The following is a 7728-nucleotide window of genomic DNA, read 5'->3' on the forward strand; positions in this document are numbered from 1 at the left end:
CTTGTTAAACTAACCTGCCCCGTTAGTTCCACAAGAAAAAGGTTGCCGCAGCCACCCTTTGTTAAACTAACGCACCCTTTAGTTTAATAAGAAAAGACTATGTTAAAGTTCTCGGGTGTTTTTGAATTATTGTAGTGATTGGATTTGGAATATTAATTATTCTAGGGAATATAAATGATTAATTTACTATGATACTATTTACTATAGTTTGTTTACCAGTTGAGGAGGGAAGGAATGAATCGGAACTTCCGTAATACCATATTCTATTTACTGATCTTTTTGGTCATCATTGGAATTGTAATCATCTTTAATAATAACAATGAATCAACAGAGAAAATGACCCAAGATGAGTTCTATAATCATTTGGAGAGTGGGGACATTACATCACTAACGATGCAGCCCGAAAGCAGTGAATTTAAAATCATTTGGAAGCTTAAGGGGGATGATGAAAACAAGAACTTTGTGACGCACGTGCCATTCAGTGAATATTCACAGAGTCGAATTAATGATGCCGTAACTAAATTAGGTAAAGGCATCCTCACTGTTGAACCTCCAGAAAAGACAAGTGGCTGGGTGACATTTTTCACTTCCATTATTCCATTTGTAATCATTTTCATCCTGTTTTTCTTTATTTTTCTGTTTGTAGCTGTAAGAAAAAAATGGAAGGGATGAAAATACATATACATAAAAAAAGTAAACTCGCTTTCCATATGGACTTTGCGAGTTTTTTTACATTGTTTTTGTGAGTCAACCTTTATCTAGCCTAATAAAAGAAAAGGATGGCTTATTAAAGTAACGCACCCATTACTTTAAGTAGATTATTTCACAATCATAGTAAGTTCCACAGAAAAAGGCATTAATCCTTCCTGCTGAATCAATGCCTTCACTTTTTCAAATTAACTTTACTATTACTTTTTTTAGTTAACAAATAGCTTTGTTTTATCATTTCGTAAATGTCTTCCTTTGGAACAGTACCGTCAAGAATTATCGAATTCCAATGGTCCTTATTAAGATGAAATGCCGGAACTACCGAATTGTAAATCTGACGCCAATAATCTAAAAAACCGAGTTCACATTTCACATTAATCCAAATATGGCCATCTTTTTCAAATATCCACGCAAACACTTTCTTGTTATCTATATGTCGCATTAACGTCCAATTCTTATCGCGAAATGGATAATCTTCATATGCATTCCCCATCCCTAAACAGTAACCGATAGCTTCCTCTCTATTTTTCATTGTTAACCTCTTCTCTAAAATAATAACTTTCTAATTTTTTAATTGCATCCTAAATTATAAGCCTTGGACCCTTTATTGCACTAACCTGCCCCTTTAGTTCCATAAGGAAAGAGCTGCCTTATAGACAGCTCCGTTCTCAGCTAACGCACCCGTTAGTTCATTAAGGAGCAATTTATAAACCCTTTTTTCTTCCAATGTAAAGTAAGTGTGATGATATTCCAAGGGTATAAGGGTCTGATGCTTTCTCTATAAGTAACTTTATTATTTTATCTACTTCTTGCTCTCCTTTGTCTATCCAGTAACTCCAGTTTTCATCTGTTAAAATAGCACCTACATTTGAACCTATAAGCTCCAAACTTTCAAATCCTTGTGATTCCATAAACGGTCTGATTTCTTCAATATTAAAGTAATATGCACCTGTAAAACGCCCTTCATCTGCATGGTTAAAAGAACCTGATTCACCAAATTGAATAATAGTATCCATATTATCGTTTGGTTTCCACTTTTCAGGATTTAGAAGTGAAGAAAGTATGTGTCTGATTCTAGGCATAAATGCCACAAAAATAATTCCATCCTTTTTTGTAACTCTATTTAACTCTTTTACTGCCTTAATACGGTCAACTTCTTCCTGCAAATGATACATAGGACCAAGCATTAATGATGCGTCGAACTGTTCCTCTTTAATCATAGTAAGTGCTCTTGCATCAGCTGCATAAAAACCATTAAATTGTCCTTCTAAATGAAGTTCATTTGCCTTATTTTCTGCAATTCCAACTAATTTTGCCGTTAAATCGGTTAGTGTTACCTTATAACCTTCTTTAGCAAGCTCCATAGAGTATTTTCCTGGTCCAGCACCATTATCCAGCACATATCCCGTTTTTGGCATATATTTTCTTATATAGTGCCAATTTACTTGGAATTCTATCGGTTCACGATCAAGCCTTCCCCACTCATCAAATTGATTGTAATAGCTAATTATCTCACTCATAAATTCCACCTATATTCTATGTTAAAGAGACATTTATAAATTATTCAATATAGTTATAAAGCATCCATGTTGGATATTATGTTGAATGTCTCCATATTCTTTTACTAAATAAGTAAAGATTTCATCAAGTATTTCCTTTCGCTGATTTTCTGTAAATCCTGAAAGCCAAGATAGAGAACCAACTCTTCCGCACCAGTCTTCATTTGTAAAAGATACTGTGTAATTGAACTTATATGTTTCCTTTAGGTCAAACTTGTGTTCCTGCCATTCCTTAAACCACTCAACTGGAAATCCATTGATAAACTGTTTGGATTCAGCTTTAGCACCAGCCGGTTTTAACTCTCCGTTTGGCATATGTGCTTTAATAATTTGAAGTGTATCATCTATAACTTTACTTTTTGATATAAACCCTGAATCTATAACTATCAATATACCCTTTTTCGCCAAAATTCTTTTAATCTCATCTAGGGTTTTTTCTCGATTAAACCAGTGCCAAGCCCTTAAAACGGTTACATAATCAAACAAACCATTATCTAAGGTTGTAGATTCAGCGTATGTATTTATATACTCAATTATATTACCTTCATTCGCATCAATTACTTTCGCTTGTTCAATTAATTCTGCTGAAGGTTCTATTCCTACAACGACTGCACCCTCATTATGTAAAGCTCGACTTAATACACCCGTCCCAGAACCCAAATCTACTACTTTTTTATTGCTAAAATCTATTCCTCTGAGTCTTAAACTTTCCAATAACTCAACAGGTAAGTCATTTCTATATTGAGCATAATTTTTTGCCACATTTCCAAAATTCACTTTCATTTATATCCCTCCAATCGACATTTACAAATTAATACAAATTATAACACATTATGTATATGCCCTTATGCAACTAACCTGCCCCTTTAGTTCCATAAGAACAAGCTGCCTTAAAGACAGCTCTGATCATCAGCTAACGCACCCATTAGTTGAATAAATTTTTTTACCTTTAAAATGATTTGTATATAAATAAAGAGGGTATAGGATTGATTAGTTAGACAGTTATTTACTTGGGGGTATAATAATGGCAACTCTTTTAAAAAATTTAACAAACTCGTTAATCGAGACCCGTCAGCGATATGCAATGCTTAAAAATAATGGCATTGAATCAATGAGTACCATTTATCCTGATATCCCTTGGAATGCCGAACTATATTATCACCTTTTAGCGACCTTACCTAAAGAGATTGACCGTCTGGAACAAAGGATTATGAAAATAGAAAGCAATTTTAAAGCCTGCCAGTAAGGGTGGGCTTTTCTTTGGCTGTTACGATAATGTTGAAATCTCGTTATAAAAGAACCCATTTATAGGTACTTTTGGTAGGTGTGTTGTTCAACATAAGCACCCGATAGTTTAAGTACTATCATTCACAATCTCAATAGAGTAGAACCTATTGAGACACATTCAAAGCACCTCTAAATTAGGCTATATAATGTCTCATAAGATTTGTATCAAAATGCTTATCGTTGTAAATGCGCATTTTCCTGACACTACCCCATATTGCGAAAATATACGCCAAGCCTATGATTATGTCTACCGGCTTGGCGTTTTCCTTTAAACAATACCTAACTTTTAGTCTGATCATTGAATAGAAAAAGCAGCAGCTAACGTGAAAATAAAGTTCTAGATTGCAGCTTCCTTCTTTAACTATTTCACACCCGCTTTTTATACACCCTCATTGCAAAGAAATATGCTACGAACAAAATCCCAACACACCACGCAAGAGCGACCCATATATCATTGCCCACCGGCTGACCTGACAGTAGCGCACGAATGGCTTCCACTATCGAGGTCACCGGCTGGTTTTCGGCAAAGGCGCGAACGACCGACGGCATTGACTCGGTCGGAACAAACGCCGAGCTGATAAACGGCAGGAATATAATCGGGTAGGAAAAGGCGCTTGCGCCATCCACAGATTTTGCGGACAGTCCGGCAATCGCCGCGACCCAATGCCAACGTAAACAGCGCGAGTATGCCGGCTACTGCAAGCCATGACAATATCCCCGCCGACGAACGGAAGCCCATAATTAACGCTACGAGAATGATGACGACAACCGATATGGCGTTGGATACCAGCGAGGTCAGCACATGTCCCCACAGTAAGGTGGAACGTGAAATCGGCATGGAATGAAACCGCTCGAATATTCCCCGTTGCACATCGGTAAATAGGCGGAATGCCGTGTAGGATATACCGCTAGCAATAGCAATCAGTAGTATACCGGGCAACAGGTAATTCACATAGTTATCCGTTCCGGTTTGAATTGCACCGCCAAACACATACACGAACAGCAACATAAACGCGATCGGCATGATGGTGACCGTGACGATGGTGTCCATGCTGCGGAAAATATGGCGCATGGAACGTCCAAGCATAACGCTTAGATCACTGAAGAAGTGTTTCTTTGCCTCCTCCATTTACTTCGCCTCCTTTTTGCCGACTATTGCGAGGAATATTTCTTCTAATGTCGGCTGTTTTTCAACATACTCCACCTTTGCGGACGGGAACAACTTTTTCAGTTCCTCAAGCGTCCCGTTGGCAATAATCCTACCCTCATGCAGAATGGCAATTCTATCAGCAAGCTGTTCAGCCTCCTCCAAATACTGAGTGGTCAAGAATACCGTCGTGCCGCTGTCAGCAAGTTCTTTGACTACCTTCCAAACCTCGATGCGCGCCTCGGGGTCTAGACCGGTAGTCGGTTCGTCGAGGAAAATGAGCTGCGGTTTTCCCACAAGACTCATGGCGATATCGAGCCTACGGCGCATACCTCCTGAATAAGTAGCCACCCTGCGGTCTGCAGCGTCTGTCAGGCTGAAGCGTCTAAGCAAATCTTCCGCTACCAGACGCGGATTGTCGAGGTATCGTAATTTGGCAATCAAGATTAGATTTTCCCGTCCGGTCAATATTTCGTCCACGGCGGCAAATTGTCCGGTCAGACTGATCGCCTGCCGTACGTTTTCTGGCTTTAACGCGACATCGAATCCGTTTACGGTGGCGATTCCGCTGTCTTGTTTGAGCAGCGTGGCCAGGATTTTGACAACCGTGGTCTTGCCCGCCCCGTTGGAGCCGAGCAGCGCGAAAATACTGCCCTCTTCCACCTCGAAATCTACGCCTTTTAGGACTTGAAGCTGCTTGTAGGACTTCTGCAAACCAGTCACTTGAATTGATTTATTATTCATTCTAATCCCTCCTATATATAAAGCTGAAGGCGCGTGCTCACAGCGCAGTAGCGTTTGCAACTGGGTTTATCTATATAGTCTGACAGATAATCAGTTATACTACTTACTTGTTCAAAATATAACTGAACAGCTGAGCTATTCAGTTGGGTTGTTCAACGCTTATTTTTTCTTACCCACACGATTCAGAATGCTTTTGTTCAAATTATTGCGTAACTTATCATCCCATCTTTTCGCTTGGTCGATAAGTCCATTGGCGAATGCTGTCACGTCTTCACCTGTCACTTCCAATACGTCTTTGCCATCTGCCGCACCATCTTCAAACAAATCAATGAGATCGTACTGGATTCTTAGCATATCCATGCCGCTTCCAGAGTCGAAACCCCACATATAGTTGCAGATTTTTTTATAGGCTTCTGGGTAGTCGCCTGGCAAAGCTTCCACACGCGCCATCATTTCTTTGTATTCTTTTTTGTCGTCAAGTATCTTTTTGATGAAATTTACCATGGTATTTAACCTCCTACCTTATTTTTTATTCGTCCATATTTTTACTTGCTCTTCAACTCTACTTTCAATTTCTTTTTTCAAATCTACATGCCCTCCTAATATACTCGCCGATTCTCCATCTAGTTTTGAGAGAGCCATCAATTCGTCGGCAAATGCCGCCACGTCTTCACCGGTAACATCTAGCACATGCTTGCCTTCTGCTGCACTAGCTTCAAACAGTTCATACAAATTGATGATTTCTTCACCAAATCCATATCCGAAATTCCACATGTACTTTTGAATCTTTTTGAACACAAAGGCGTAATCTTTCGGTAGAGAATTTACTTTTTTCATAAATGCTTTGTATTCCTTCTTGCTTTCTAAATCGCCAATGATTAGCTCTATAAATTTCTTCATATTATTTCTCCCCCTTTAGGGTATTAATTTTTGATGAAACAAAATTCCATTTTTCCCAAAATTGTTCGAGTTCCTCGTGTCCTTCATTATTTAATGAATAAAATTTGCGAGGAGGACCCATTTCAGAACGCTTTTTCTCGATATTCACTAATTCTTTCTTTTCCAGTCGCACCAAAATGGTGTAGACCGTACCCTCAACAACCTCTGTAAAGCCCATTTCATTGAGGCGACGGGTTATCTCGTAGCCGTAAGTATCTCCCCGGCTGATAATTTCCAGCACACAACCTTCCAACACACCTTTGAGCATTTCCGTTAAATTTTCCATAGCATACACCTCCTAAGCTAATAAGTTATACAGGTATTCAGTATTAATGAGTACCGGTATAGTGTAATACTATGTAGCAAGGGTGTCAAGTGTGCATTAAAAAAATTATAAATTTAAAAAGATACAAAAGGATTTGCTGTAAATGCGGAGTAAGAAAAGGAAAACCAAAATCAAGTATTGAATTCGGTTTATCATTTTTATAAACGATTAAACTTTATTAAAATCGGTACATCTTTTTTTAAAAGGTACGACTTTATTTTAAAACTACAACAATGCCACAAGAAAAAAGACGATTAGCTATTGCTAGTCATCTCTTTCACTTTAGCATAAATAGTGGAACGTGGGACACCTGTCATTTTGGCTATATCATTAACGCTTAAACCGTTAGATTCTCTTTCATCATACAGCTTTAAAGCCTTCTTAACGTCCTTCTCGTCCCTCCCTTTCCTACCCATATGTTTTCCCTGTGCCTTAGCACGTTCCCTGCCTTCTACCGTTCTATCCTTAATTAGATCACGTTCAAACTCAGAAATAGCCCCAAGCATGGTAAACATTTGCTTTCCTGATGGTGTACTGAAATCAATTTGTTCTTTGAGGGGTACCGCCAAAGGGTGCTACTCAATTAACAGTAGTACCCTTTTTTCTTACCTTTTAGATTCTCTATAACCAGCAGACTTCGCTTCTCCTTCAGTACAAAAAGTCTGTTCTGGATTAGTCTTGTCATAGAATTGTCCACCTGGTACATGGTAGATTTTTTCTCCCGAGCTTGATGTATTACCATAGTACTCATAGGGGGCTGTGTTGCAGTATTTGGTGGTACCGATGAAGATGATTCCGATAAAAAGGTAGATAATAAAGCTGTGTTAATGAAAAATCATTCAACCCTTCGTCCTTTATTTAACGTACATTATAAATTCTATTTCAAATGCAGTATTCCTTGTTGAACTAACCTGCCCCGTTAGTTCCATAAGACTGTTAGTTCATTAAGAAAAGCGATTCTTATTAAAGAATCGCGCCTGTTTGTGAAATCGGCAAACGCAGTCTAATTATCGAATAGC

The 7728-nt window shown here is 38.4% G+C and carries 10 protein-coding genes and 2 pseudogenes; 2 read left to right on the forward strand and 10 right to left on the reverse strand.

All coding sequences use genetic code 11. The features are described 5' to 3' along the window. Window positions 1-234 precede the first annotated feature (234 nt). Window positions 235-672, forward strand: coding sequence for an ATP-dependent metallopeptidase FtsH/Yme1/Tma family protein (locus J7J00_RS27460; RefSeq protein ID WP_214796332.1), 438 nt, complete (start codon window positions 235-237; stop codon window positions 670-672). A gap of 211 nt (window positions 673-883) precedes the next feature. Here the strand turns inward: J7J00_RS27460 and J7J00_RS27465 are convergent, their stop codons facing one another. From J7J00_RS27465 to J7J00_RS27475, 3 genes are all read right to left on the reverse strand, one after another. Beyond that, complete coding sequence (locus tag J7J00_RS27465; protein WP_214796334.1) at window positions 884-1240, reverse strand: MmcQ/YjbR family DNA-binding protein; 357 nt, start codon at window positions 1238-1240, stop codon at window positions 884-886. Window positions 1241-1412: 172 nt separating this feature from the next. Continuing rightward, window positions 1413-2228, reverse strand: coding sequence for a class I SAM-dependent methyltransferase (locus J7J00_RS27470; protein WP_214796336.1), 816 nt, complete (start codon window positions 2226-2228; stop codon window positions 1413-1415). Window positions 2229-2261: 33 nt separating this feature from the next. Continuing rightward, window positions 2262-3050, reverse strand: coding sequence for a class I SAM-dependent methyltransferase (locus J7J00_RS27475; RefSeq protein ID WP_214796338.1), 789 nt, complete (start codon window positions 3048-3050; stop codon window positions 2262-2264). Between the two features lie 241 nt (window positions 3051-3291). Here J7J00_RS27475 and J7J00_RS27480 point away from each other — a divergent pair, with 241 nt between their 5' ends. Then, window positions 3292-3513, forward strand: a complete 222-nt coding sequence (locus J7J00_RS27480; protein ID WP_214796340.1) for a hypothetical protein — start codon at window positions 3292-3294, stop codon at window positions 3511-3513. A 407-nt stretch (window positions 3514-3920) separates the two neighbouring features. Here J7J00_RS27480 and J7J00_RS27485 read toward each other — a convergent pair. From J7J00_RS27485 to J7J00_RS29085, 7 genes and pseudogenes are all read right to left on the reverse strand, one after another. Continuing rightward, window positions 3921-4683 (reverse strand): annotated as a pseudogene (locus J7J00_RS27485) (ABC transporter permease). Then, complete coding sequence (locus tag J7J00_RS27490) at window positions 4684-5445, reverse strand: ABC transporter ATP-binding protein (protein WP_214796342.1); 762 nt, start codon at window positions 5443-5445, stop codon at window positions 4684-4686. A gap of 159 nt (window positions 5446-5604) precedes the next feature. Then, window positions 5605-5949 carry a DUF1048 domain-containing protein gene (locus J7J00_RS27495; RefSeq protein WP_214796344.1) on the reverse strand — a complete coding sequence of 115 codons (345 nt, stop codon included), beginning with the start codon at window positions 5947-5949 and terminating at the stop codon, window positions 5605-5607. Between the two features lie 18 nt (window positions 5950-5967). Beyond that, a complete protein-coding gene (locus tag J7J00_RS27500; RefSeq protein ID WP_214796346.1) occupies window positions 5968-6345 on the reverse strand; it encodes a DUF1048 domain-containing protein in 378 nt (125 codons plus the stop codon). Between the two features lies 1 nt (window position 6346). Continuing rightward, entirely contained in the window at window positions 6347-6670 is a 324-nt protein-coding gene (locus J7J00_RS27505) for a PadR family transcriptional regulator (RefSeq protein WP_214796348.1), read from the reverse strand. Window positions 6671-6963: 293 nt separating this feature from the next. Further along, window positions 6964-7266 (reverse strand): annotated as a pseudogene (locus J7J00_RS27510) (recombinase family protein); the annotation flags it as partial. Window positions 7267-7314: 48 nt separating this feature from the next. Further along, window positions 7315-7524 carry a sunset domain-containing protein gene (locus J7J00_RS29085; protein WP_483861524.1) on the reverse strand — a complete coding sequence of 70 codons (210 nt, stop codon included), beginning with the start codon at window positions 7522-7524 and terminating at the stop codon, window positions 7315-7317. Window positions 7525-7728: the final 204 nt, after the last annotated feature.

This window comes from Bacillus sp. ISL-4 (assembly GCF_018613275.1).
GTDB lineage: Bacteria > Bacillota > Bacilli > Bacillales > DSM-1321 > Peribacillus > Peribacillus simplex_E.

What these genes read in the sequence shown, in the direction of transcription:
- J7J00_RS27460 (WP_214796332.1), top strand. Translation starts at nt 235, where the DNA reads ATGAATCGGAACTTCCGTAATACCATATTCTATTTACTGATCTTTTTG.
- J7J00_RS27480 (WP_214796340.1), top strand. Translation starts at nt 3,292, where the DNA reads ATGGCAACTCTTTTAAAAAATTTAACAAACTCGTTAATCGAGACCCGT.
- J7J00_RS27500 (WP_214796346.1), bottom strand. Translation starts at nt 6,345, where the DNA reads ATGAAGAAATTTATAGAGCTAATCATTGGCGATTTAGAAAGCAAGAAG.
- J7J00_RS27505 (WP_214796348.1), bottom strand. Translation starts at nt 6,670, where the DNA reads ATGGAAAATTTAACGGAAATGCTCAAAGGTGTGTTGGAAGGTTGTGTG.
- J7J00_RS27495 (WP_214796344.1), bottom strand. Translation starts at nt 5,949, where the DNA reads ATGGTAAATTTCATCAAAAAGATACTTGACGACAAAAAAGAATACAAA.
- J7J00_RS27470 (WP_214796336.1), bottom strand. Translation starts at nt 2,228, where the DNA reads ATGAGTGAGATAATTAGCTATTACAATCAATTTGATGAGTGGGGAAGG.
- J7J00_RS27475 (WP_214796338.1), bottom strand. Translation starts at nt 3,050, where the DNA reads ATGAAAGTGAATTTTGGAAATGTGGCAAAAAATTATGCTCAATATAGA.
- J7J00_RS27490 (WP_214796342.1), bottom strand. Translation starts at nt 5,445, where the DNA reads ATGAATAATAAATCAATTCAAGTGACTGGTTTGCAGAAGTCCTACAAG.
- J7J00_RS27465 (WP_214796334.1), bottom strand. Translation starts at nt 1,240, where the DNA reads ATGAAAAATAGAGAGGAAGCTATCGGTTACTGTTTAGGGATGGGGAAT.